Source organism: Salinadaptatus halalkaliphilus (genome assembly GCF_006543045.1).
Taxonomy (GTDB): Archaea; Halobacteriota; Halobacteria; order Halobacteriales; family Natrialbaceae; genus Salinadaptatus; species Salinadaptatus halalkaliphilus.
The window spans coordinates 1-24,762 of record NZ_RBZW01000014.1; the positions used below are offsets into that span (position 1 = coordinate 1).

Here is a 24,762-nt window from a genome sequence, read left to right on the forward strand (position 1 = left end):
CAGCAGAGTCGGGGGTATCGTCTTGCTCGCTTTGAGCAGTCGGCACAGACACACGCTTCGAGCATGTGCGTTCACCGACTACCCTTTCGGATACTGTCGTCCGAGAGACGGGGTCTCTCGTGATCACGAAAATCGAAGATTTTCGAACGACCTCGTTACGTGGGCGGACAGGCCGCCTCCGAAGGACGGTTCGGAATCCGCTCCGTTCCGACCTATTCCTACATCAGTGTAGGGCGGCCTGTCACTTAAACGCAACCGTTGGAAACTCGGGGCAGGCGTTTGAATGGCGGTACGTTTCCCAGAGTGACGGCGCGTATCCACGCCGTGAACGACGTGGTATTGCGCCTGTTCAGCCTATAAACGAATCTGTTAAGGGGATTCTCCCACTCGAGTTACTGTGAATGACGTGCTCGAGTCGCCGGTGCCGACGGCTGTCGGGATTGCGAATCGTGTTTGGACTCGAGTGCAGAGAGCGGAGTTGACACAGCGTTGCTATGAAAACTGCACTACCGGCGTTTCGATCTAAACGCCATCGACGGGACGACAGATGAGTGGAAACGACGAAGAACTCGCGAAAGACCTCGGTCCGCTGGCCGCGCTGACCATCGGCGTCGGGACGATGATCGGAGCCGGGATCTTCGTCCTGCCGGGTCCGGCCGTCGCCGACCTCGGTCCGCTGGCCGCGGGTGCGTTCGTCATCGGCGGTGCCCTGGCCCTTCTGACGGCCCTTTCGGCCTCCGAACTGGGGACTGCGATGCCTGTCTCCGGCGGTGCATACTACTACGTAAACCGCGGGCTCGGCCCGCTGTTTGGCTCCATCGCCGGTTGGGGCAACTGGATGGGGCTGGCTTTCGCCTCGGCGTTCTACATGTACGGCTTCGGCGAGTACGTCAACCAGTTCGTCAGCGTCTCGGCACTGTCGCTTGGCCCCATCGGCCTCGAGTCGGCCCAGCTCATCGGACTGGTGGGGGCGGCGTTTTTCATCGCTATCAACTACGTCGGCGCCAAAGAAACCGGTCGGCTCCAGAACATCATCGTCATCACGCTTGTCGCTATTCTCGCCGTCTTTACCCTGTTCGGGCTCCTCAATGCCGATCTCGAGACGCTTCGGCCAGTCGCGCCGTTTGGCTACGCGGACCTGCTGCCGGTCACGGGACTCATCTTCGTCTCCTACCTCGGATTCGTCCAGATCACCTCGGTCGGTGAGGAGATCAAGAACCCGGGGAAGAACCTCCCGCGGGCGGTCATCGGTAGCGTCGTCATCGTCACCGTGATGTACGCGTTGATCTTGCTCGCAGTCCTCGCGGCCGTCGAAACGGACGTCGTCGCGAACAACGAGACGGCCGTCGTCGACGTCGCCCAGATGCTCATCGGACCGCTCGGTGCGGCGGCGCTGCTTTTCGGTGGCTTGCTCGCGACCGCCTCCTCGGCGAACGCCTCGATCATGGCGTCCTCGCGAATCAACTTCGCGATGGGCCGGGACAAACTCGTCACGCCGAAGATCAACGAGATTCACTCTCGCTTTGGGACCCCCTACCGTGCAATCGCGATAACGGGTGCACTCATTCTGGTGTTTATCGCACTCGGGAACCTCGAGATACTTGCGACGGCCGGCAGCGTCTTGCACCTGATCGTCTACGGTCTGTTGAACCTCGCGCTGATCGTCTTTCGGGAGGCCGAGCCGGCGGGATACGACCCGGACTTCGAAGTCCCGCTCTACCCCGTCGTCCCGATTCTCGGCGCGGTCTTCTCGTTCGCGCTGATCGCCTTCATCGAACCGATCGTCATCCTGCTCTCGTTCGGCTTCGTGCTCTTTGGCGTCGTCTGGTATCTCGGCTACGCACGCGCGGAGATCGAATCGCGGGGCGTCCTCGCACAGTACGTCCTCGACCGTTCCGAGGAACTACCCGACGCCGCGGTGTCGGCGACAACGTCTGTCCAGCCCGAAGGCGGCGACTACCGCGTGATGGTGCCACTTGCAAATCCGGCCACCCAGCAACACCTCATCACGCTCGCCTCAGCCATCGCCGACCATCACGACGGCACCGTCGTCGCAGTCAACATCGAGCAGGTCCCCGACCAGACCACCCTCGAGGCCGCCCGGAAACAGGAAGAACACGAGGCAGCGTCGCATCTGCTCGAGCAGGCACAGACCGACGCCGAGACCTACGGCGTCGACATCGAAACCCACGTCGTGCTCTCACACCGCGGCGTCGAGGAGATCTTCGACGCCACGACACGCTACGGCGCCGACGTCTGTCTGATGGGCTGGGGGCCGGACTCCCACGGCACTGCCGGCCGCATCGAGCCGACGTTCGACGAACTCGCCCAGTCGCTGCCGTGTGACTTCCTCGTCTTCCGCGATCGCGGGTTCGATCCCTCGAACGTGTTGCTGCCGACGGCCGGCGGTCCGGACTCGGAACTCGCCGCTGCCGTCGCACGCACGCTGCAAGCACAGTTCGACACCGAGGTAACGCTGTTGCACGTCGCCGAGGATCTCGAGGAGGGCGAACGATTCCTCGAGAACTGGGCTACAGAACACGGTCTCGAGGACGCAATCTGCCGGGTCGAGACCGGCGATGTCCAGCGCAATATCGCGGCAGCCGCCGAAGACGCCTCGCTCGTCCTCATCGGTGCGACCGAGAAGGGCGTCCTCTCCCGGATCGTTCGGGGCTCGCTCATTCTCGACGTCCTCGAGGAGGTCGAGTGTTCGGTGTTGCTCACGGAGAAACGTCACGAACGGACGCTTCGGGAACGAATCTTCGGAACAGGAACTGACGCTGGTGAGGGTGCGACTGGCGTGACGCCGACGGCGGCGTCCCCCGGGCCAGCAGACGACGAGTAGGACCCGACGCCTGTGACGCCGCGAGTTCGGAATACGAACTCAGTCGCAGTTTCGGTTTTCATCGAACAAATTAAGTCCGAGTAAGATTCGGTATGCGTATGAGCGTTTTCGAGAGAGCGACACGTATCGCGTCCGTCTCGATATCTCGTCGATCGACCGCAAGCGACCGTCTCGGTGGGTGACCAGCAATGAGTGACAAGGAACTCGCCAAAGACCTCGGCCTCGTTTCGGCGTTAGCGGTCGGTATCGGGACGATGATCGGCGCGGGTATCTTCGTCCTCCCCGGCATCGCCGCACAGCAAGCGGGGCCGGCCGTCGTCCTCTCGTTCATTATCGGCGGCATGATCGCCATGATAAACGCCTTCTCGGTGAGCGAACTCGGGACGGCGATGCCGAAAGCCGGCGGCGCCTACTACTACATCAACCGCGCGCTCGGACCGCTGTTTGGCTCTATCTCGGGGATGGGCGACTGGATCGGACTGGCGTTTGCGAGCGCGTTCTACGCCATCGGCTTTGGCGGCTACCTCGCGGACCTGCTCGACGGAACCGTCGTCACGCTCCCGCTTCTCGGTGAACTCGCGCTTCTCCCGACCGTCGTGATCGGCCCGCTCGTGCTCAGCGATATTCAGATCGGTGCCGTCATCGCCGGCATCGCCTTCGTCGGCGTCAACTACATCGGCGCGAAAGAAACCGGCGGCATCCAGACCGCGATCGTCACCATCCTGCTGGGGCTGTTGACGATCTTCGCGATCGTCGGCTTCTTCTCGTTTGACTGGAGCACCGTCGCCGTCGACGGCGGGTACACCCCCGAAGGCACCGGCGCCATCCTCCCCGGCGCGGCGCTGGTCTTCGTCTCCTATCTCGGCTACGCGAAGATCGCGACGATCGGCGAGGAACTCAAGAATCCCGGGCGGAATCTCCCCATCGCGATCATCGGCAGCGTCGGCATCGTGATGGTCATCTACACGATCCTCGTCGGCCTCCTGATGGGGCTGATCCCCCACGAGGAGTTCTTCCTCGAGACCGTCGAGAACGCGCCGATGACCTACGCCGCCGAAATCGTCTTCGACTACCAGCTTCCGGTCGCCGGCTTCGAAATCCCGCTGCTCAGCGCCGGCGTCACCTCGATCACGATCGCGGCGTTGCTCGCGACCGCATCGAGTGCGAACGCCTCGATTCTCGCGTCGGCCCGGATCAACTTCGCGATGGGCCGAGACAAGATCGTCACGCCGGCGCTCAACGAGATCCACCCCCGATTCGCGACGCCGTATCGATCGATCGCCGTCACCGGCTTCATGATCCTCGCGTTCATCGTCGCGCTGGGCGAGACCGTCGAGATCCTCTCGAGTGCGGCCAGCATCCTCCATCTCGTCGTCTACGCGTTGATCAACGCCTCGCTGATCGTCTTTCGCGAGACGAATCCGCCGGAGTACGATCCCGACTTCGAGGTGCCGTTCTATCCGTACCTGCCGATCGCCGGCTTCGTCCTCTCGCTCGCGCTGATCTACTTCATGGACACCCTCGCGACCGCGATCGCCGGCGCCTTCGTCGTCTTCGCGGTCGCCTGGTACTTCTGGTACGCCCGCACCGAGACCGAACTCGAGGGAATCCTCGGCTCGTACATCCTCGATCGCTCGAGCGAGATGCCCGACGTGGCCGTCACCGCCGCGAGTGCGGTTCGTCCCTCCGGCGGCGACGAACACACGGTCGTCGTTCCGGTATCGAACCCACGCACCGAGTCGAACCTGCTCTCGCTCGCAAGCGCCGTCGCAAAGGCCAACGACGGCGTCGTCAAGGCCGTCCACATCGTCGAGGTGCCCGACCAGACGCCCCTCGAGGAGGGCTCCGAACACATCCGACGGATCGACGAGGAGTCCCAGCAACTCATGAACCAGGTTCGGGAGAGTACCGAGACCCTCGACGTCCCGGTCGACGTAACGACCGTCGCTTCCCACCGCGGCTTCGAAGAGCTATTCGACGTCGCGCGGCGGGAGCAGGCAAACACCGTCGTCATGGGCTGGGGGCCGGGCCGACCGTGGTCCGCCGGTCGCGCCGAGCGCCCGTTGGACGAACTCACCCACGACCTGCCCTGTGACTTCCTCGTCTTCGACGACCAGGGCCTCGAGACCGACCGCGTGCTCGTCCCGACTGCCGGCGGTCCCGACTCCGATCTGAGCGCCGAGGTCGCACGGGATATGCGCGAGCAACTCGGCTCCGAGATCACGCTGTTGCACGTCGTCGACGACGAGAGCGAGCGCGAGGCGGGCGAACGGTTCCTCACCGAATGGGCCGCCGATCGCGACCTCGCAGACGCCGAGATTCGGATCGGCACTGGCGATGTCGAGACGGCCATCGCCGACGCGGCCGCCGACCACTCGCTGCTGGTCATCGGGGCGACAGAACGCGGTCTCCTCTCGCGACTGCTTCGGGGCTCGCTGGCCTACGACATCGTGCGCGAGGTCGACTGTTCGGTTATCCTCGCCGAACGCCCGACCTCGCGGTCGCTCCGGGAGCGGCTGTTCGGCCGATAGCGTCCTCCTCAAGCCGTCGCTTCGAGGATTGCGGGGCGCTCTGTGACCCGTCCGTGCCCGACTCCGCCCGTTACTCGGCTCGGTCCTGTTGGCGACGCTCAAAGCCGTCCTCGAAGTGTTCGGGGACGTGTACGATCCAGACACGGAAATCGGTCAGTAGCCGCGCCAGCGATCGCACCCGTGTCGGTCCAGACGACGGCCGTTCGCTCGTCGTTTCGGGAACGCATTTACAACCACGGCGTCTACCGGATCGTAATGACCGACGAGAGCGACACCGCCACAGCAGGCTGGTTTTCCGATCTGGACCCGAGTGATCTCGAGGGTGCCACTGCCGCAGTTCTCGAGGGGCGGCGCGAACGGCCCGCAGACTGGCCGACGCTTGCCGTCGACGCCGGGTTCGCCGACGACGAGAGCGCGTACTACGATCGCCTCCACGAGGCGACCACGGCAGCGACTCGCGGGGCCGTTCGCGAGCGCGAGGCGGCCGATGACCGTCAACTCGTTCACGCGATTCGGGCGATGGACGACTGTGAGCGCACGAGCAACGAACTCGCCGAACGCCTGGCCGAGTGGGGCGGGACCGTCGACCCCAACGCCGGCACCGGCCTCGAGTACGCACGCGAGCTCACGACCCGCGACACCGACGGCGACGCTCGGCCGGACGACGCGACGGCCGGCGGCCCGCGACTCCAGTCACTCGCCGAGCGCGTCGTTTCCCTCGCCGACGAAGCAGACGAGCTTCGGGAGTACGTCGAACGTGAAACGCCGACGATCGCGCCCAACCTCGCCGCGCTCGCCGGTCCGGTGCTCGCCGCCCGGCTGATCTCGCTGGCCGGCGGCCTCGAGGAACTGGCCAAGAAACCGAGCGGGACGGTACAGGTACTCGGCGCCGAGGACGCGCTGTTTGCCCACCTTCGGGGCCACGCCCCCTCGCCGAAACACGGGATCATCTACGTCCACGATGCCGTCCGCGGCACCCATCCCGACGAACGAGGATCGGCGGCCCGAGCCCTTGCCGGCAAACTCGCCATCGCCGCCCGCGTCGATCACTACAGCGGCGACCGCCGACCCGAACTCGAGGCCGAACTCGCCCAGCGCATCGAGACGATTCAGGCCCGCACGGACGACGAGACGACCAAATCCGACACCAGCGAGCGTAACGGTGGTTCCGATGCGTGAGGACGAACGGCTCCCGACGGGCGTCGACCGCCACACCTTCGGCGACGACGAGCATCTCGCAACGCGCGGTGAGCCGGTCTACGGCGAGCAGACCGACGGCGAGTGGCGTGCCTGGAACCCCACCCGCTCGAAACTCGGCGCGATGCTCGAGTTGGGGATGGACACCGGCCTCGCAGGCGGTGCCGAGGAAACCGTGCTCTATCTGGGTGCCGCAAGCGGAACGACCGTCAGCCACGTTGCCGACTTCGCGGGGCCGACCTACGCCGTCGAGTTCGCACCCAGACCGACGCGCGATCTGCTCGCGGTCGCCGACTCGCGACCGCGGCTGTTTCCGCTACTCGCCGACGCTCGCAAACCCGAAACGTACGCCCACGTCGTCGAGTCTGACATCGACGTGCTCGTTCAGGATGTCGCGACCCGCGGGCAGGCACGCGTCGCCCTCGAGAACCGACGCTTCCTCGCCGACGACGGCCGGCTGCTACTCGCCGTGAAGGCCCGAAGCGAGGACGTGACACGCGAGCCGGGCGAGGTGTTCGCCGACGTGCGCGAAGAACTCGCAACCGGCTACGAGGTCCTCGAGACGCGACGGCTCGAAGACTACCACGCGGATCATCTCGGGGTCGTCGCTCGCCCCGAATAGGAGGAATCGAACTCGAGAGATTCGGTTCGATTCTGTCTCTGCTGCAGTGGGGCCCGTGATGGATTCTACGGCCCGTCGACGACGAACTCGTCGGCGAGCTCTCGAGGCGTGACGAGCTCGAGGTCGCCGGTTTCCCGCAGCTGGGCGAGGCGTGTGGCCATCGCCTCGAGTGCCTCGGCGTCGTCTTCGTCCATCTCGTAGAAGACGATCGTCGTGATACCGCCGTGTTCGGCCGTCCACTCGAGTGCGTCGGTCAGCTGCTCGGCCGACAGGTTCCGCCGATCGACGCCGCCCGAGATCCGTGGCAGGGTGAGATGGTTGCTTGCGTAGCCGTGAGACCGGTTGCGATCCCCGAAGCCGAGGTCGTAGTGGTCGCCGACGAGCTCGAGCATCCGTCCGTCGAACCGCCCGCCCGGGAACCCGAAGTATCGCGCGTCGTCGTAACCCCGCTCGGCGAACCACTCCAGCGGGGAGCGAATATCGGTCTCGAGCCGGTCGGGGTCGACCTCGTGGAGGTGCCGGTGGCGGGCGCCGACGGTGCCAAGCGTCCAGCCGGCGTCGGCCAACTCGGCGACCTGAGCCTCGGTCATGCGGTCGCCAGCGACGCCGTCGGTCCCGCGGATCCGCGCGGTGGCCAGAAACGTCGACGCCGTGAGATCGTGCGCCGAGAGGATCGGATACGCCAGCGTGTAATCCGTCTCGAACCCGCCCTGGAACTGGATCTGAACGCGCCCCTGCTCGACGCGCGGAACGAAGTGAAGGTCGTCGATCCGGAGCGTCCGTGCGGCGCCGCCGGTCCACTGGAGGATCTGAATCTCGGTGATCGTCCCCAGATCGGGATCGCCGCTGACGGCCGTGTGTCCGAAGTTCCGCCTGACGAACGGCTGGCCCTCGCGAACGTGTTGGCGATACTGGCGGTAGTCGCCGCTCGCGTCCCGCAGCCGGATCAGCGGGTTTCCGACGCTGTCGGTCTCGAGGGCCAGTCCGGGAACGACTGCCCGGACGTCGATCGGCTCGGCCAGTTCACGCGCGATCCGAACCTGCTGTGTACCCTCGGCGGCGACGATTCGGGCCGATTGTGAGCCGAGGGCAGCGTGTTCGCGATCCGCCTCGAGGGTCCCGGCGATGGGGTCCCACAACTCCAGCCGTTCGAAGTCGTCGAAGGTGCCACGCAGCGACGAGTCGTCCCGGGGCTCGTGGTCGTCTTCGTCCGCGGGGTCGCCGTCGGATTCACCGGGTTGGTCCGTCTCCCCTCCTCCGGTGTCGGTACCACCGTCGGTTTCGTTGGACGTTGCGTCGGGAGTCGCGCCTGTACAGCCGGCGAGGGTGCTTCCGGCGATCGCCGCTGCGAGATAGGACCGTCGTTTCATGGACGTGACGCCGGCACGGAATCCGCCGTGGCCCCTTGTTATGGGCCTGCTTGGCGACGCAACGACATTCCTCGCGAGCTGTCGACCGTGACTAGGGATTCCGGTTCGGACGACAGACGTGTCGACGACGGACTCACTCGGCAGATACTAGCACACAGCGCCCGTCACGCTCGTCGGCTTCTGCAGGGGACTCGTACAGAAGGTCAGTCCGTGCTTTCTCGAGACACGGCTCGAGTTACCAGCGGAATCCGACTCCTACACCCCGTATCGACGGCCTATCGACGCGTCGTTCGAACGGCGGTCGCGTCGATGACGGGTGACAGTTACCCGTCGCTTGCCCACGAGAGTGCCGCCTCGAGGTCGCCGAAACTCTCCACTTCGGCGTCGGGAACCGACACCTGCGATTTGACCGCCATCGCGGTGATTCCGTCCGAGACGAACCCGATCCGTCGACGCCCGTGTACGCGCCGTTTTCCGACCACGCCTCGCCCATGTACTCCTGGGTCTCCTTCGGGAGGCTCGTCTCGTCGCCGAAGACCGCAAGCGTCGCGTCGATGTCGTCGCGACTGCCGCGCCCACGATAGTGATCGCTCGCCGCCTCGAGGTCTTCGTCGGCGAATCCTCGCCACCCCTTCATGAACCAGATACCGACGCCGTTTCGCAGCTCGAAGTCCCACTCGTACTGACTCGGATTCGGAAGCCCGCTCGAGGACGAAGTCATATCTGCCGATTGGCTGCTCCGGTCATAAACGCTGTTCCCAACGCCGGCCAGTGGGACACACGTCGGTTGCGATCGAGGCTGCGAGCAGGTGACTCGGGCGACGGCCACGAGGCGGTCGAACCGGCCGACTCCAAATCGTATTTACAGTCGGCGTCGAAACCCTCACACGATGGAGCGCGGGTCTCGCGAATCGTTCACGCGAATGGGGACGCTGGGAATCGAAGAGGAGTGTTACGTCGTCGACGACGACGGTCGCCCCACGAGCGGCACCGACGAACTCGTCTACGAAACGGAGCCACCCGAACTCCTTGAGGGGCGACTCGACCACGAGCTGTTCAAGTTCGTCATCGAAACCCAGACGCCGCTGATCGAATCCCTGGGCGACGCTCGCGAGTCTCTGCTCGAGATTCGGGAGGCGCTGCTCGAGCACGCCCACGCCCACGGCTACCGGATCGCCGCTGCGGGCTTGCACCCGCTGGCAACGTGGCAGGAACTCGAGCACGCCGAGAAGCCACGGTATCAGTCCCAACTCGATCGGATCCAGTATCCACAACACCGCAACACGACGGCGGGCGTCCACGTCCACGTCGGCGTCGACGACGCCGACAAAGCTGTCTGGATCGCGAACGAACTGCGCTGGTACGTCCCCATCATCCTCGCGCTGTCGGCGAACTCGCCGTACTGGAACGGGTTCGATACCGGCCTCGAGTCGGCTCGAGCAAAGATTTTCGAGGGGTTACCGAACACCGGGATGCCGACGTACTTCGAGGACTACGACGCCTTCGACCGGTTCGAACGCCGGATGCTCGAGACCGACTCGATCGAGGACCGGGGCGAACTCTGGTACGACGTACGCCCGCATACGGCCCACGGCACCGTCGAACTTCGGGCTCCCGACGGACAAGCCGACCCCGACATCGTCATGGCGTTCGTCGAGTACACCCACGCGCTGGTCGAAGCCCTTGCAGAGGCCTACGAGGACGGCTCGAGCGGCTACGCCCAGGATCAGCGCCGCGAACTGTTAGACGAGAACAAGTGGCGCGCGATCCGCCACGGCCAGGATGCCTCGTTTATCACCCGCGACATGGCGGGAACGATCGACCTCGACGAACTCGTCGACCGCGAGTGCGAACGTCTCGGTATCGACGGCATCGAACGCGTCTACGAGCGCGAAAGCGGCGCCACTACACAGCGTCGACTCCGGACCGAAGAGGGGGACGACGCCCTCTGTGAGTCGCTATTCTTGCGGGCCTGATCAAGTATCGACGGCTATATCGAAGGCGAAGACGGCGGTGTCGATTGGCTCGAGGAATGCCAAGCGGTGTCGACAGGGGACGAAAAGGGGAAGATTTAGGTATTTTTCGAGCGCGTCGACTCCCTCGTGATTGGTGCCACCACGTACGAACAGGACCTCACCTTCGGTGAGTGGCCATACGGTGAGAAGCCGACGTGTGCGTTCACTCGCCGGAATTTCGTGACGACTATCTATCGTCTCGATTCTCCGTCGCTGAGACGGTACCGCCAAGATCGGCGGAAATGTCTGGTCTGCTTCTCCGGACACACCATCGAACCCCACACTGCATGGAAACGCTTAGGACGCTGCTGAAACGACGAATGCGTATGCACGTAGTCACGCGTCGGTATCGTCCAGCGAAGGTGGTAGGATGAGTGAGGACGAGCCTGAAGGTGACGAGGCGGCCGAGACCGAACCGGACGACGACCCGTCGCCGGATCTCGAGGCGATCCGCGAGGCCCTCGAAGAGATCCGCGGTGACATCGAAGTCCTCGAGGGGGACCTCGAGGCGGCCGAGACCGAAGACGATCTCGACGTCGTCGAGGCCGATATCGAGGCGACGACGGCCAGCCTCGAGGCCATCGAGGTCCCAGCGCCGCCGGAGACCGACGACGAGGACGAAGACGAGGACGAGGAGCCAGCGCCCGAAGAAGAACTCCAGGACAGTTACGACGATCTCGCCGACGACATCTCGGATCTCGAGGACGATCTGGAGGATCAGCGCGGCCCCTACGCCGAGGACATCGTCGGCGAGATCGACGGCGTTTCCGGCACGATTACGGCCACGCGCTGGACCGTCGAAGGCGACGAGGAACTGATCGACATCGTCGACGCCTTCCTCGCCGATGTAAACGACTTCCTCGAGGGCGACCTCGAGACGCCCGACGACCTCGAGCCCGCAAGCGGGGCGGAACTCGGCGCAAACGCGACCGACGAGGGCAACGTTCCCGAACGCCTCGCCGACGCGCTCGAGGACGCGACCGCCGCCGTCGAGAACGCCGATCTCGATCCGGACGACGACGCCGAGACGATCGCGGCCCTGCTCGAGGCCACCGACGACCTCGAGTCCGGCGTCGACGACGCGACGGAGTGGACCGACCTCGAAGTTCGCGAACAGCTCCGCCGCGAGGGCTTCTACGACGTCCTCGATCATATCAAGGACTTCCCGCCGGAGTGGCACGCCCTCAAGGTTCACGAGAAACGCGGCAACGTCGACCAGATCCTGCTGGCCTACGAGAGCATGGACTCGGATTTCATGGAAGAACACTGCCTCGAGGCCTTAGAGCGAATGGGTCCCGAAGAGGCCACCGAGCCGATGCTCGCACAGGCCAATCGTCGGGATCACGCCGCCATGCGGATCCTCGGCAAGATCGGCATCGACGACGACAAAGTCGTCGAGACGCTGCTAGACTACGTCGACTCGAACCCCGATCTCCAGCAGCCGGCGTTTCGCGCCCTCGGCGAGATCGGCACGCCAGCGGCCGTCCAGCCGATCGCGAACCAACTCGTCGAGGACAACCCGGATGTCCGTAGCTGGGCCGCTCGCGCGCTCGGCCTGCTCGGCGACACCCGCGCTATCGACCCGCTCGCAGACGTTCTCGCCGAAGACGAGGTAGATCGGGTCCGCGCCAGCGCCGCGTGGGCACTGACCTGCATCGGCACGAGCGAAGCCCTCGAGGTCGTCGCTGACTACGAGGACGACCGCGCCTATCTCGTGCAGGCCGAAGCGAAGAAAGTCGACCTCGAGCCTGCAGCCTGAGGACGGACTCGAGCGACTGCGCCACCACAGTTTGTTCGTCGGATCTCTCCACCGTCGGTCAGTCCATCGGGTTGTTGAGTAGCTGGCCGTGCTCGACCTTCGGACAGCGATCTTGCACGACATCGAGGCCAGCGGATTCGACTGCTTGTGCTGTCTCGTCGTTCCGAATCCCGTGTTGCATCCATATCGCCTTGACATCGTTACGATCCAGTGCCGCTTCGACGATTGCCGGAACCGCCTCGCTTGGCCGAAAGATATCGACGCACCCACGACAGCGACCCGTCTCGTCTCCAAGACTCACTCCCAGGTATTACTGGTGCCGGGACAAAGGAAGGGTCACAATGTTGTACGAACAGATTTCCGATCTCGAACTCGAAATAGACGGCTACGATCTCGACGGGCGCGAGCGGGACACCTCGAGTGGCTTCACTCGAGCGACGACCATCGTCTCGGTACACGGCGACGGCGAAACCGGCCGCGGCGAGGACGTGATATACGATAACGAGGAACACGAAACCATTCAGAATACTGCAGCGGAGTTTCCCATCACGGGCGAGTACACGCTCGAGGCGTTTTCTGAGACGGTATCCGAGATCGATTTCTTCCTCGGCAACGAGCCGAATCAGTCGATCTTCCGGAACTATCGGCAGTGGGCCGTCGAAAGCGCCGCGCTCGACCTCGCGCTGAGACAGGCCGATACGAACCTCGCCGAACAGCTTGATCGCACGTACGACCCGGTTCGATTCGTCGTCAGTACCCGTCTGGAAGAGCCGCCGACCGGCGACCGGGTGCTCGACTGGCTCGACCGTAACCCCGATCTGGAGTTCAAACTCGACCCGACCGCCGAGTGGACCGACGACATCGTCCAGCGGCTGGCGACGACCGACGCGGTACAGACGCTGGACCTCAAAGGCCAGTACCACGGCACGACGGTCGATCAACCCGCTGACCCCGCGCTGTACGAACAGGTTATCGAGGGCTTTCCCGAAGCACTCATCGAAGATCCGGAACTGAACGACGAGACGCGACCGCTGTTCGAGGGCCACGAACCGCGCGTGACCTGGGATTACCCGATCCGCGGTGTCGAGACGGTCGAAGCCCTCCCCTGGGAACCGGCGTGGCTCAACATCAAGCCGTCCCGGTTCGGCTCGGTGCAGTCACTCCTCGAGACGATCGACTACTGTCGCGACCACGAGATACAGTTGTTCGGCGGTGGACAGTTCGAACTCGACGTCGGCCGCGAACACCTCCACGCGATTGCATCGCTGTTCTACCCGACCGCCCCGAACGACGTTGCGCCGAAGGCGTACAACGATCCTGACCCCAGCGGCGACCTCCCCTCGAGCCCACTCACACCCCCTGCCGACCCACAGGGGCTCTCCTGGAAGGACGATGGAGAGGCCACGTAGCTATCAGTAGGGTGACAATTGTCCGCACCTCCGTTGGGTGCTCTCACGACACCGGCTGTTTAAGTACGAACGGGCGGCCAGAGGGATCGATGCCCGACAGTTGGCTACTCGTCGCCGCGATCGCCCTCGTCGTTTGCACTGGAGTGGTGCCGGGAGCCGCTGGAGCCAGCCACGGCCCGTCTGGGCCGGATACGATGACGACCACACCGCCTGCAATCGGTAGCACCGCTCCCACCTCGGCCAGCGATTTCGATCCCAGCTGCCTTCCAGCGCCGTCCGACCCCGACGCAGTTGATACGGAGACGGCCCCAGTCGATCCGCGGATCGTCGAACTCTACCCCAACCCGACGACCGATCACAACGTCGGCGAGTACCTCACGCTCGAGGTTCCACCCGATACCACTCTCGAGAACTGGACCGTCACCGACGGCCACACCACCGCCGAATTTCCCGACGAAACGGCCTCGGGCCGTGTCGCTGTCAGCACCGACCCCAACGTCACCGAGACACTGACCGACGATCCCGTCCTCGAACTCGAGGGGACGATCCGGCTCGCGGTCGACGGCGACGATCTCGAACTCCGAAACGGGACGGAGATCGTCGACGCCGTCTCCTACGAGGATGCACCGACGGCCGAACGCTGGCACCGGGAGAGCGATCACTCGAGCGTGCGAGTCGACGGATCACAGGCTGCCAGCACTGCCGACGGAGTCGCCGTTGCTCGCGAAGACGGCGACTGGATTCCACGAGACGGTACTTGCTTTCCCGTCTCGAACACGACCGTCGACGAGACGACGACGTTCGTTCTCCCCGACGCGCCGGAGGTCCCACGGGAGACGCTCCGAGCGGCCGACGACCGTCTTCTGCTGGCCGGCTACACGATCACGTCGACGGCCATCGCAGACGACCTCATCGAGGCGGCCGATCGCGGCGTCGACGTCGCGGTCCTCTTCGAATCCGGTCCCGTCGGCGGCACACCCGAAGCGACCGTGCCGGTGCTCGAGACCCTCGAGGACGGCGGCGTCGACGTCCGCGTCATCGGTGGCGAGGGCGCTCGGTATCGATTTCACCATCCGAAGTACGCCGTCGCAGACGATACGGCCGTGGTGACGAGCGAAAACTGGAAGCCCTCGGGCGTCGGCGGTACCTCGAGTCGCGGCTGGGGCGTCCGCGTCGAGGACTCGACTCTCGCTGCCGACCTCGAGCGGGTCTTTCGAGCCGACTTCGAGGGGTGGGATACCCAATCCAGTGAGTCGTTCCGGGAGACGACGACCTTCGTCGACGACGAGAGCGAGACCACCGCTCGCGAGCCACTGCCGAGCGAACACGAACCCAGGACTGTTCGCACGGAAACGGTCGAGCTACTGCTTGCCCCGGACAACGCCGAGGACGCGATCACAGACCACATCCGAGCCGCGGACGACGAGATACTGATCAAACAGGCGAGTATCGCGGCCGACGCGACCGTCCTCGCAGAAACGCTCGCAGCCGCCCGCCGGGGCGTCGACGTCCGGATTCTACTCGATTCGACCTGGTATCACGAGGACGACAACGTTGCCCTCCGAGACGACCTCCAAGCGGCGGCCACCGTCGAGGACCTCCCGCTCGAGGTCGAACTCGTCGAGGAGACCGATCGATTCGAGAAGATTCACGCCAAAGGCGTCGTGATCGACGGCGAGATTGCGGTCGTCGGGAGCGCGAACTGGAATCAAAACGCCTTCGAAAACAATCGGGAAGTCATGCTCACACTCCACGGCGAAGAGGCTGCGGGTTACTACGTCGATGTCTTCGAGAACGACTGGAATACGACGGATGAGTCGCCATGGACGCTTCCGTTCGAGTTGAGTCTAACGGTCCTCGCGGCACTCGTCGTCGCAGCGGTCGTCGGCTACCGGTACATTCGGTTCGGTTCACAGCGCGACTACGACGAGATCGAGTGAACTACCCCACCCTACCGCGCTCGGGGCTACTCGCCCCTCGCTTGTTGCGGGTGGGGCTTCCTGTTTCTGTGTCGGAGTTTGCTCTTGTGAACGCTGTATCCTCTCCCTGCTCGCTTCGCTCGCTGAGGAAGGGGGCTTAGCGCCCTCAATTACAGCTAATCGAGGAGGCGGACTTAGTTGGCGCGCGTTTCGGCCTCGAGTCGCTCACAGCAGTCCGCCTCGGGGTCGAAACAGTCCGGACACTCTTCGGGCCGATCGATAATCGTATCGAGCCGATCGGCGACGGTGTCGTCGATGACGCTCTCTAAGGTCCGTGCCTCCTCTCGAAACTCCTCGACTTCGAGGACGTTCGTCAGAAACCGTTCGATGATACAGTAGGTCTGGAGCGCATCGTGGGCGCGCTCGAGGCCCTCGTTGGTCAGACTCGCTCCTTTGTACTTCTCGTGTTCGACGAGGCCCCGGTCCTCGAGCTTGCCGATCATCTCGTTGACGCTTGCGGGGCTGACCTCGAGGAGATCGGCGAGCGTGCCAGTCGAGGCGGGCCCCTCTTCGATACGCTGTGCGAGATAGATCGCCTTGAGATACTGATCGGCAGTGTTCATCGCTTTCCTCCGGTCGCCGTGAGTCGTTTGTTCGGGCCGCTCATACTCGATACTCCATGATTTCGGTCACGTCTTCGACGCCTTCCTTTTCCTCCTCGCGGATCTCGTAGAGCGTCTCGAGGAGGCGATCGCGATCGATCGCGTACTCGGCGTCGCTGGCCTCGACCGCCTCGATCAGATCGTCGTAGAACTTGTATGCGGTTTCCTCGTTGGCCAGTTGGTCATAGAGGACGCCGTCGGTGTCCTCGGGTGGCCCGTACTGGGCGTCGACCAACGCGTTGATTTCCTCGTACGCAACTGTTTCGGCGTCTAAATCGTCGATTAGCGCCTCGAGTCGCTCGCGGTGGTCGGCCGACTCTTCGGTGGCCTCGACGAGCAACTCCCGCACCGCCTCGTCGACCGCTGCTCGCTCGTCGGGCGGCAGGGACTCGAGGTGGTGGGCGGCGCGTGACTCGACGACCTCCTCTAACACGACGCCGATCTGGAGGAGTCGCGCGAGTTGGTGGTCGCTCGAGACGCGCTGTCCCAGACTCATAGCTATGGGTGGGTGGGCACGTTACTTAACTTCCAGCATCTCGAACCGAAGTCGAGCAACGCAAAATCGAGCCGTGTGCGGTCCCAGCAGGCGTTAGTCGCGAGCGTGAAGGCGCTGGCGAATCAGGCCCTCGAGATCGTCGCGCAGTTCGTCGACATCGACTTCGTCGAGAACGGGGACGAAGAAGCCTTCGACGAGCATGTTGCGGGCGGATCGTGGGTCGACACCGCGGGAGGTCATGTAGAGGAGGTCCTCCTGGTCGATCTGGCCGACCGTCGCGCTGTGGGATGCTTCGGTGTCGTGGTTGTTGATGATCAGCTTCGGCGAGGCGTCGGCCTCGCTCTCGTCGGAGAGCATCAGCGTGTTCTCTCGCTGGTAGGAACTCGTGTCCCAAGCACCCTCGCCGACATCCTGAACGCCCTCATAGACCGAGCGGGCGACATCGTCGGTGACGCCGCGAGTAACGAGGTCGGCGGTCGTGTGCTCGGCGCGGTGCCAGACCTTTGCGTCCAAGTCGAAGTGCTGGTCGTTGTGGCCGTAGAAGGCACCGACGATCTGGGTTTCGGAGCTGTCGCCGTTCAGTTCCGTCGAAACTTCCGTCTTGGTGAGCTGGGTACCGACGTTGCCTTCGATCCAGTCAATCGTCGCGTAGGTGTCGGTCACGCCGCGTTTGACGGTGAAGTTGTAGGCGTCCTCCGAGAGGTTCTGGAGGCTGCCGTACTGAACGTAGCTGTTCTCGCCGGCGGCAACTTCGACGATGCCGCTGTAGTACTGCTCGTCCTGCTCCGATCCTGTCGACTGGCGCTCGAGGATCGTGACCGACGAGGACTCCTCGGTCACGACGAGCGTGTAGTTGAACAGCGAGCGGGAGTTCTGTTCGGTGCGGATCGTGACCGCTTCGGCGTCGACGCCCTCGGGGACGTAGACGACGGTCCCCGTACTGAACAGCGCCGTCGAGAGCGCCGTCAAGTAGTTCTCCTGGGGATCGACGATCGAGCCGAAGTGCTCTTTCAGGAGCGCTTCGTGCTCGGCGACCGCGTCGGCCCACGGCAGGACCTCGGCCTCGTCGGGGCCGACTTGATCTTTGTTCTCCGCGGCGTTTAGCGGATCCACGAGCGACTCGAAGTCGAGTTCGTGGAGGTTCGTCCAGTCCCGTCCCGGCGTCCGGATGACATCGGGCATGTCGAGCTCCTCGAGCGCTTCGAGTGCCTCGAGACGGATCTCTAGCAGCCAGTCGGGCTCGTCAAGATCGCCCGAAATTTGGCGTACCTGTTCCTCGGTCAGATTGGCGTGTAGCTGCGTGCTCATGTTCGGTCTCGGATTATCCGAGGCTTCCCTCCATCTCGAGTTCGATGAGGCGGTTGAGTTCGACGGCGTACTCGATCGGCAGTTCCTCCGTGATCGGCTCGATGAAGCCAGCGACGATCATCTTCTTGGCGTCGTCGTCGTCCAGCCCGCGACTCTGGAGGTAGAAGATGTCCTCGTCACCGATTTTACCCACTGTGGCCTCGTGGGCGACGTCGACTTTCGACTCCTCGATCTCCATGTAGGGCATGGTGTCGCTGGTGGACTCGTTGTCGAACATCAGCGCGTCACATTCGACGGCCGTAGAGGAGTTCTCGGCGCCGTCGGCGATGTGGACGAGGCCGCGGTAGTTGGTGCGGCCGCCGTCCTTGGAGATCGACTTGGACTCGATGGTCGAACTGGTGTCTGGCGCGTTGTGGTAGACCTTCGCGCCGGTGTCGATGTCCTGGCCCTCGCCCGCAAAGGCGATGGTGATGTGGGTGTCCGTCGAGCCGCGACCCTTGAGGATCGTACACGGGTAGAGCATGGTCGCTTTCGAACCCATGCTGCCCGAGACCCACTCCATCGTGCCGTTTGCTTCGCAGATGGCGCGCTTGGTGTTCAGGTTGAACGTGTTCTTCGACCAGTTTTGGACCGTCGAGTACTGAACGTGGGCGTCCTCGCCGACGAAGACCTCGACGCCGCCGGAGTGGAGGTTGTGGGTGCCGTACTTCGGCGCGGAACAGCCCTCGATGTAGTGGACCTCCGAGCCCTCCTCGGCGATAATGAGCGTGTGCTCGAACTGCCCCATTCCCTCCGAGTTCATTCGGAAGTAGGCCTGGACCGGCATCTCGACGGTGACATCTTCTGGGACGTAGACGAACGAGCCGCCCGACCAGACGGCACCGTGGAGTGCCGCGAACTTGTTGTCGCTCGGCGGGACACAGGTCGTCATGAAGTGCTCTTTGACGAGCTCGGGATGTTCCTGGACCGCGCGGTCCATGTTCATGAAGATGACACCTTTCTCCTCCCACTGCTCTTGCATGTTCTGGTAGACAACCTCGGACTCGTACTGGGCGCCGACGCCCGAGAGGGCGTTCTTCTCGGCTTCCGGAATGCCCAGCTTGTCGAAGGTGTCTTTGATCTCGTCGGGCAGTTCCGTCCAGTCGTCGACGCCTTCGCGCTTGTCGACGTCCGGGCGGATATACGGGACGATCTCTTCGATGTCGAGTTCGGTCAGATCCGGCTGGCCGGGCCAGTCGGTCGGCATCGGCATGTTCTGATACTGCTCGAGTGCACGAAGCCGGCGCTCGAGCATCCAGTCTGGTTCGTCTTTGTCCTCGGAGATCATGCGGATGACCTCCTCTGTCAGGCCTTTGTCCGATCGAACCGCCGAGTTCTCCTCCTTTTTGAACTCGAATCGCGCTTCGGTGTCAGTTTCTTTGAGGTGGTCTTGTTCGGAGCTCATAATGTGATTGTGTATGTGGTTACGGCTGTAGGGTTATTACAGTTGTTCTAGTCGAATTTGATTACGCAGTGCCGTAGACCTCTTCGCGGACCCAGTCGTAGCCTTTGTCCTCGAGCTCCTCGGCGAGGGAGGCGTCGCCGCTTTTGGCGATCTTGCCGTCGAGCATCACGTGGACGTGATCGGGCTCGACGTAGTCGAGGATGCGCTGATAGTGGGTGATCTGGAGGATGCCGGTGCCCTGATCGTCCCGAAGCGAGTTGATTCCTTCCGAGACGTCTTGCAGCCGGTCGATGTCGAGCCCGGAGTCGATCTCGTCGAGGACGGCGACCGACGGCTCGAGGATGGCTGCCTGCAGGACCTCGTTTTGTTTCTTCTCGCCGCCGGAGAAGCCGGCGTTCAAGTATCGCTGGGCGAAGTGCTCGTCCATCTCCAGCTGTTCCATCTTTTCTTGGAGGAGCTGCTGGAACTCGGCGACGCCGACCTCACCCTCGTCCGCAGGGCCTTCCATCGGCGAGGTTTCGAAGCCGTCGTCCTCGTCTGCTTCGTCCTCGACTTCCTCCTCGTCTTCGAAGAGCTCTTCGCGCTCCTCGATCTTGGCGTTCAACGCTGTCCGGAGGAAGTTCGTCATCGTGACGCCCTCGATCTCGGCGGGATACTGAAAGCCCAGGAAGACGCCGAGTGCCGCGCGCTCGTTCGGTTCGAGGTCGAGCAGGTCCCAGGTGCGCTGGTCTTCGTCGATCTCGATGTCCTCGCCGAACTCGCCTTCCTCGAGGTGAAGCAAGACCTCACCCTCGGTGACCTCGTAGGCCGGGTGGCCGGCGATGACCTTGGCGGTCGTCGACTTCCCGGACCCGTTCGGACCCATCAGGGCGTGGATCTCGCCCGGGTTGACCTCGAGGTCGACGCCCTCGAGAATCTGCTCGTCGCCCTCTGCTACCGCCGCGTGTAGATTGCGTAGCTCGAGACGTGCCATAGTACTCTGTCGTCTAATGGGTGGGCCGTCTGACTAATAACGGTTTCGTATCCAATTGGATACGATTCCGATGACGGAAGATTATTTTTCGTTACGGAAACCCACGCTGGTGGTGCTGTCGGGAGTCGTCGGATCGTTTCGAACGCCGGTGGATCACATAAAATTCCCGAGGCCGGTCTGTTCCTGTCCGGTCTTGACCTCTTGCCAGGTGACCCCAAGCGCCTCGAGGATACGCTCGATCGGCCCTTTCAACGTCTTCTCGAGCATCGTGTCGTAGTCGACTTCGAACTCGGCGGGGATCTGATCGTCGTATTCGAAGCAGATGACGTCCGGATCGCGCTTGAACGCGCCATAGAGCGGGTCGGTTTGGGGATCGAACCCTTCCTCGGCTTCCATCCGCCGGAAGAACGCGGGGTCGACGCGCTCGAGGTAGAGACGTTTTGGTTTCGACCCCCGCTGGAAGTTCGTCCCGAGCACGAGATTCGCGTATTTCGCCCCTCGGACCTGGGCCGTGTCGGTGTCGTAGTTATCCAGGCGTTTTCCGATGCCGCCCGGGATGGCGATCTCCTCGAGCGAGATGTCACCCGTGCGCACGTCCTCGATGATGCCGTTGACGTACTCCTTTGTGCCCTCGACGTCGCCTTCCTTGACGACCATCTCGATGACGCGGTGCTGAACCTCCTTGGTGATCGGTGCGATATCCGAGCGCTGGTACTCGAAGCCGACGATGTCGACCGTGTCGACGTCTTTGCCCTCCTTCCAGGTGATGTGTCCGGCGTAGCGTTTCTTCTTGCCCGCCTGGAAGAACCGTCGGTAGAGCTTTTCGAATTCGATCTGGAAACGATGGAAATCGGCGTTGAGTTCTTCTCGCGCGAAGTCGTCGTATCGACCGTTGATGTACTCCTCGATCTCGAAGGATTGCTCGAGGGCCTCGTCTTTGGGAACGTCCGGCCCGAGCTCGAGCATCACGCTGTCGGTGTCACCGTAGGCGACCGTGTAGTCCAACTCGTTGGCCGCCGTTTCGGTGAACTCGATCACTTCGCGCCCGGTCGCGGTGATCGCGGAGGCCGCCTCCTTGTCGTAGAGACGGAATTGTTCCCATCCAGAGACGCCGTACAGCGATTGACCGACGAACTGGAACTTGCCGTTCCGGCCTGCAAGCAGCGTGTGATTGTCCTCGACGGTAACGCAGTACACGCCGTTTTCGGCCGTACTTCGAGACGAACTTCGGTGCATTCGAAGCGTATTCTTCGAATCTTCGGTCACGTAGATTCGCCACGAACCGCTATCCCGGTTGTAGTTGGCCGTCAGACCGAGATGTGCACAGAGACGGAGCACGTCGTCTCGAAGCCGCTCGCTCGAGGTCGTGTATCGCCAGGAGTTCGTCTGTCGGTCACCGTCGCCGTCGATAAGCACCTCGAGGAATCGGCGTTTCTGTCGACGACTACACTCGAAGACGAAGTCGGGAATTCGCTTTTCGAAGCTGTCCTCGCCACAGCGCGATGTCAGCAGATCTCCAAGGAGTTTCGACGTGACCGTGTAGGAACGATCGTCGACGTAGTAGTCGAATCCCATGTCGTCGAGCAGTTCACCGATCGTCGCGTGGTGATCGACACCGCCGTCGGCGATCGGTAGTTTGTTCTGGGCCAGTTTCACGGTCGTCGAAGATCCACGGACGTTCTCGCCGAACTGCTTGTCTTCGGACGTGTAGACGTTCCCCTCGGTCACGAACCACGCGAGCAGGTCGAGGAACTCGTCTCCGTCGTACGTCCGGGGAATCCACTTCCGGCCAGATTCGCGGTGGATGTAGCTCGTTTCACAGACACCCTCGATATACTCCCGGTGTTCCTCGAACTCTTCGGCGGTGAAGACGTACCCCACCTGCCCGACATCGGCTTTCGACACACGATGGGGCGTCCAGCCCAGTTCCGCGGTAAACGTGTGACCATGCACGGATGGTCGAACCCAGACCTCGTACTCGCCGTCGATCAGTTTCGTCAGATCGACCTCCTGGAGTTCGTCTCCGTCTGGTCCCTCCCAGCCGTGTGGAAGTTCGTAGTTCGTCGCCCGGTCGAGGTCTCCGGCCTCGACGAAACTGTATTCGTCTTCAGTGATGCCGTTCGTCTCGTTCTTTCGAACGAGCATTCGGTGGTTCGGTGTGACGCTGAAGTCGATTTTATTCGTCTCGATGTCGATCAGGTCGCCGTCGTACTCGGGATAGGCGTGCGTTTCGACGACTGGTTTGCGCTCCAATTCGTCGGTCTCAGGATCGAGCGAATAGACCTCGTCACCGATCTCGAGGTCAGTTATGTCGCGAACACCGTGGGGTGTTAGCACCTCCGTATCCGGTGTGAAGCAGTTCATAATAACCTTTACCGCACCCTGCTGGCGGTCGTACTGCTCGTACTCGAGCGTTCCCGGTTCGTGCTCGTTTCGCAGTTCCTTCTTCTCCTCGCGCTCGGCGAGCAGTTCCGTAATCATCTCGCGCATCACGCCGTCGGGTTTTTTCCGGAAGTGAATCGGCTCGGGTTCGGTGGGCGCGACGTACGTTTCACCGTCGTACTCGCCGGGATCGACCTTCGTCTCCGGGGAGGCGTTGACCGTCGTCATACACATCGGGTACAGCGATTTGAGGTCGAGTACGGTCACGTTCTCCTTGACGCCTGTGATCGGCTCGAAGACAGCCCCACCCTCGTACTCCTCGCCGGCTTCCTGTTGGCCCTTCGAAGGGAGCGCGAACTGGCCGTGGGCCTGGTGCAGGACGTACATGTCGACCGCGTCCCCCGGCGTCGGCGCGTCCTCGAGTTTACAGCCGACGAACGCTCGCACCTCGTCCCAGAAGGGAATGATCTGCTGGTGGCGGTCGAGTTCGACACAGAGTTCGACGTCCCGGAGATTGTACTCGAGCAGTTGTGTCGGATCGGTCTCCCAGAGGTCGCCGATGTCGCCGGCGTAGCGTTCCTTCCCGACACCTAACTCGGTCTCCCCGACGGCGTCGAGTCGGTAGGAGTCCAGTTCGGAGAAAACCATCCGCTGGTAGCCATACAGCAGGTCGAAGACGACCCGGCCCTTGATATCGGGGCCGCCCCAGTTGCTGCGCCAGACCTCGTCGACCCGCGAGAGCCGGTCGATCGAGAGGTCGTAGTCGTGGTGGGGACCCTGGAGTTCCTCGAGGCGGTCGAGAACGTAGGGGGCGTCGAAATCCTCGAAATTCCACCCGGTCATGATGTCTCCGTTGGTTTCACGGACGTAATCGACGAACGCCTCGAGCATCGCTTCCTCCTCCTCGAAGGCCCGAATCTCGTGGTCAATTTCGCCTTCTATGGGGTCGTAGTCGGTGATTTCGTCGGGGATCTCGCCGTCGCCATCGGGCGCGTCGAACAGCCACATGACGTACTCGTCGCGATAGGAGTCGTGGCTCGTGAGACAGACGATCGGCTCTTCGCCGTCCTCGGGGAACCCGTGGCGGTCCTCGACCTCGATGTCGAACGTCAGGACGCGAGGCTCCGCGTCGACATCTACGGCCTCGACTTCCTCGTGGGGGACGACCAGCGAATCGTCGTCCGCGCGTCGCTCCGGCACCCGAATGCCGCTGCGGATGTCCTTGTCGATCAGAAACCGGTTCGGAAAGAGGATGTCCGCCTCGTAGTGCTCGAAGTCGTCACGAATCTGCCCGACGTCGCGTGGCGTCTGGCCGAAGATCTTCGTCAGTTTCTCGCCACGAATACTCTCATAGGGCTCCTCGTTCCGGTCGAGTTCGCGGCTGTCGGTGAGGCGATCGTAGGCCTCTTCGGGCGGCCGCTCGAGGCTGTCGGTCGGCGCGTAAAAGTATGGGCGAAAGCCGACGACCTGGACGTGCTCGAGCGTGCCCGCAGGCGTGCGCCCGAAGACGTGCATGATCGGTCGTTCCTCGTCGCCGTAGCCGGCGATCGTGTAGTCGACCTGCATCACGGCGAGCTCGAGTGTCCCCTCGGGGTCCGGAAGCGTCTCCGCGACGACGTCGATTACCTCGGTCGCGTCGGTCCCACCGTTGCCCGCGACGGCAACTGCCTCTTCGTCCGGCCGGTCGTCTCCCCCGGAAAACTCGGTAAGTCCGGTCTGGCCCGCCTCAGTCATGATATCGGGATTGGCAGCCGGCGAATAAAACCCCTTTCTCTCGCGTCGGCCCCGACTGCCAGCGGCACTTGCAGGAGCAACAAGACATATAATGTG

General features: G+C 63.2%; 16 protein-coding genes and 1 pseudogene. 8 read left to right on the forward strand and 9 right to left on the reverse strand.

Features of this window, described 5'->3' with window-relative positions:
- The first annotated feature begins 547 nt into the window (after positions 1-547).
- From D8Y22_RS04880 to D8Y22_RS04895, 4 genes are all read left to right on the forward strand, one after another.
- Complete coding sequence (locus tag D8Y22_RS04880) at positions 548-2,845, forward strand: amino acid permease (protein ID WP_141463599.1); 2,298 nt, start codon at positions 548-550, stop codon at positions 2,843-2,845.
- Positions 2,846-3,033: 188 nt separating this feature from the next.
- Positions 3,034-5,376 (forward strand): amino acid permease, encoded by a 2,343-nt coding sequence (locus D8Y22_RS04885; protein WP_141463600.1) that lies wholly within the window; start codon positions 3,034-3,036, stop codon positions 5,374-5,376.
- 255 nt (positions 5,377-5,631) lie between these two features.
- The gene (locus D8Y22_RS04890) at positions 5,632-6,555 is read left to right on the forward strand and encodes an NOP5/NOP56 family protein (RefSeq protein ID WP_141463601.1); all 924 of its coding nucleotides are present in this window, start codon (positions 5,632-5,634) and stop codon (positions 6,553-6,555) included.
- Complete coding sequence (locus D8Y22_RS04895) at positions 6,548-7,195, forward strand: fibrillarin-like rRNA/tRNA 2'-O-methyltransferase (protein ID WP_141463602.1); 648 nt, start codon at positions 6,548-6,550, stop codon at positions 7,193-7,195. The genes D8Y22_RS04890 and D8Y22_RS04895 overlap by 8 nt, the downstream gene beginning before the upstream one ends.
- Before the next feature lie 65 nt (positions 7,196-7,260).
- Here D8Y22_RS04895 and D8Y22_RS04900 read toward each other — a convergent pair whose 3' ends face one another.
- Positions 7,261-8,565 carry a polysaccharide deacetylase family protein gene (locus D8Y22_RS04900; protein ID WP_141463603.1) on the reverse strand — a complete coding sequence of 435 codons (1,305 nt, stop codon included), beginning with the start codon at positions 8,563-8,565 and terminating at the stop codon, positions 7,261-7,263.
- A gap of 235 nt (positions 8,566-8,800) precedes the next feature.
- Positions 8,801-9,286 carry a hypothetical protein gene (locus tag D8Y22_RS04905; RefSeq protein ID WP_246084358.1) on the reverse strand — a complete coding sequence of 162 codons (486 nt, stop codon included), beginning with the start codon at positions 9,284-9,286 and terminating at the stop codon, positions 8,801-8,803.
- A 169-nt stretch (positions 9,287-9,455) separates the two neighbouring features.
- On the opposite strand from D8Y22_RS04905, the gene D8Y22_RS04910 reads away from it, so the two are divergent.
- Positions 9,456-10,541 carry a glutamate--cysteine ligase gene (locus D8Y22_RS04910; protein WP_141463604.1) on the forward strand — a complete coding sequence of 362 codons (1,086 nt, stop codon included), beginning with the start codon at positions 9,456-9,458 and terminating at the stop codon, positions 10,539-10,541.
- Positions 10,542-10,950: 409 nt separating this feature from the next.
- Positions 10,951-12,339: a HEAT repeat domain-containing protein gene (locus D8Y22_RS04915; protein ID WP_141463605.1), complete on the forward strand. Its 1,389-nt coding sequence runs from the start codon at positions 10,951-10,953 to the stop codon at positions 12,337-12,339.
- A gap of 58 nt (positions 12,340-12,397) precedes the next feature.
- Here the strand turns inward: D8Y22_RS04915 and D8Y22_RS04920 are convergent.
- Positions 12,398-12,601, reverse strand: a pseudogene (locus tag D8Y22_RS04920) (CoA-binding protein); the annotation flags it as partial.
- A gap of 79 nt (positions 12,602-12,680) precedes the next feature.
- Between D8Y22_RS04920 and D8Y22_RS04925 the strand changes: the two are divergent.
- On the forward strand, positions 12,681-13,748 hold the full coding sequence (locus D8Y22_RS04925) for a hypothetical protein (RefSeq protein ID WP_141463607.1): 1,068 nt from the start codon (positions 12,681-12,683) through the stop codon (positions 13,746-13,748).
- Positions 13,749-13,837: 89 nt separating this feature from the next.
- Positions 13,838-15,688, forward strand: coding sequence for a phospholipase D-like domain-containing protein (locus D8Y22_RS04930; RefSeq protein ID WP_141463608.1), 1,851 nt, complete (start codon positions 13,838-13,840; stop codon positions 15,686-15,688).
- 173 nt (positions 15,689-15,861) lie between these two features.
- Here D8Y22_RS04930 and D8Y22_RS04935 read toward each other — a convergent pair whose 3' ends face one another.
- From D8Y22_RS04935 to D8Y22_RS04960, 6 genes are all read right to left on the reverse strand, one after another.
- Positions 15,862-16,290 carry a metal-dependent transcriptional regulator gene (locus D8Y22_RS04935; RefSeq protein WP_141463609.1) on the reverse strand — a complete coding sequence of 143 codons (429 nt, stop codon included), beginning with the start codon at positions 16,288-16,290 and terminating at the stop codon, positions 15,862-15,864.
- A gap of 40 nt (positions 16,291-16,330) precedes the next feature.
- Positions 16,331-16,825: a ferritin-like domain-containing protein gene (locus D8Y22_RS04940; protein ID WP_141463610.1), complete on the reverse strand. Its 495-nt coding sequence runs from the start codon at positions 16,823-16,825 to the stop codon at positions 16,331-16,333.
- A gap of 93 nt (positions 16,826-16,918) precedes the next feature.
- Entirely contained in the window at positions 16,919-18,133 is a 1,215-nt protein-coding gene (gene sufD, locus D8Y22_RS04945) for a Fe-S cluster assembly protein SufD (RefSeq protein ID WP_141463611.1), read from the reverse strand.
- A gap of 13 nt (positions 18,134-18,146) precedes the next feature.
- On the reverse strand, positions 18,147-19,577 hold the full coding sequence (sufB, locus tag D8Y22_RS04950; protein WP_141463612.1) for a Fe-S cluster assembly protein SufB: 1,431 nt from the start codon (positions 19,575-19,577) through the stop codon (positions 18,147-18,149).
- A 61-nt stretch (positions 19,578-19,638) separates the two neighbouring features.
- Positions 19,639-20,550: an ABC transporter ATP-binding protein gene (locus D8Y22_RS04955; RefSeq protein ID WP_141463613.1), complete on the reverse strand. Its 912-nt coding sequence runs from the start codon at positions 20,548-20,550 to the stop codon at positions 19,639-19,641.
- A 153-nt stretch (positions 20,551-20,703) separates the two neighbouring features.
- Positions 20,704-24,666, reverse strand: a complete 3,963-nt coding sequence (locus D8Y22_RS04960; protein WP_141463614.1) for a DNA polymerase domain-containing protein — start codon at positions 24,664-24,666, stop codon at positions 20,704-20,706.
- Positions 24,667-24,762: the final 96 nt, after the last annotated feature.